This window comes from Streptomyces huiliensis, assembly GCF_020037025.1.
GTDB lineage: Bacteria > Actinomycetota > Actinomycetes > Streptomycetales > Streptomycetaceae > Streptomyces > Streptomyces huiliensis.
Genome location: NZ_JAIQLH010000371.1, coordinates 1 through 1,389, shown reverse-complemented (window position 1 = coordinate 1,389; position 1,389 = coordinate 1). Strand labels below are relative to the sequence as shown.

The following is a 1,389-nucleotide window of genomic DNA, read 5'->3' as shown; positions in this document are numbered from 1 at the left end:
GCGTGCGGCAGCCGGGCCGTCACCGCGAAACCCCCGGCGCCGTCCGGGCCGTGGCGCAGCGTGCCGCCCGTCAGCCGGACCCGCTCGTCCAGCCCGATGAGCCCCCGGCCGCCGGCGGGCAGCCCGTCCGCGGCCGACGGCGGCGCGGTGTTGCGCACCGTCACCACCGTCTCGCCGGCCGCGTGCGTCACCCGCACCTCCGCCGCCGCGCCCGGCGCGTGCTTCACCACGTTCGTCAGCGCCTCCTGGACGACCCGGTGCGCCGCCCGCTCGACCGGGCCCGGCACCTCGTCCTCCCGCCCCTCGACGTGCGAGGTCACGGCGAGCCCCGAGGCGGCGGCGTTCGCCACCAGCCGCCCGATGCTCCCGGCACCGAAGTCCGCGGGCCCGGCGGGAGCCCGGTCCGCGTCCTCCCGCAGGATGCCGATGACCTCGCCCAGCCGCTCCACCGCGGCTGCCGCCCGGGCGCGGACGTCCTCGGCCGCCGTCCGGTGCGCCTCCGCCAGGCCGGGCGCCAGCTTCAGCGCCCCCGCCGACAGCGCGACCAGGCTCAGGTCGTGCCCCAGCGCGTCGTGCATGTCCTGCGCGATCCGGGCCCGTTCGCGCAGCCGGGCCTGCTCGGCGACCAGCCGCCGCTCGCGCGCCAGCTGCTCCGCCCGCGACCAGCCCGCCCGGGTCAGCTCCTGGTACTGGCGCCACACCCGGCCGGCGAACCACGGCAGCAGCGCAGCCCCCACCACCAGCGCGACGAACACGCTTCCCAGCGGAAACAGGGCCGGTACCGCCAGGACCGCCACGGCCCCCGCCGCCACCAGGCCGCCGAGCGCGGCGGCCATCGGCCAGGTCCGCCCCGAACGGTGCCCCGCCAGCAGGGCGCACACCGCGCCCGGCAGCGCCCACCACAGGGAGTCGACCCCCAGCCCGGCCGCCAGCACGGCGGCCGGAGCGAGCACCGTCCCCGGGTCGCGGAGCAGCGGGGGTCTATCGGTCGTCGTCGTTCCGTTCACCGACGCACCGTACGCGGCCCGCGCGGCGCCCCGGAACTGCCGAAAGTCGCATGGACAGGCGCGCCTCGGCCGGGCCCGGCCCTGTCGCCGATGAGGGCCTCTCAGGGCGTCAGGACCAGCCGGCCGCGCAGTCCTCCCTCGGCGAGCCGGCGGTGAGCCCGTACGGCGTCCGCGAGCGGGAGGGCGCCGGCGACGCGGGGGGTGAGCCGGCCGGTGTCGGCCAGGGCGGAGAGCCGGGCCAGGGCGGCGCCGTCGGCCGCGACCCACAGTTCGGTGACGGTGATGCCGCGCAGCGGCGTCGGCGCCGCGCCGCCGACGACGGAGACGAAGGCGCCGCGGTTGCGCACCGCCCCCAGTGCGGCCACTCCGAGCACGGCGGCGT

At 79.3% G+C, this 1,389-nt stretch carries 2 protein-coding genes; both read right to left on the bottom strand.

Features of this window, described 5'->3' with window-relative positions; translation table 11 throughout:
- Nucleotides 1-1,007 (bottom strand): sensor histidine kinase (locus JNW98_RS33520; protein ID WP_223772070.1); only part of this gene is annotated, 1,007 nt, incomplete at its 3' end.
- Nucleotides 1,008-1,108: 101 nt separating this feature from the next.
- Nucleotides 1,109-1,389: zinc-binding dehydrogenase (locus tag JNW98_RS33515; RefSeq protein WP_223772069.1), on the bottom strand; the 281-nt coding region annotated here is incomplete at its 5' end.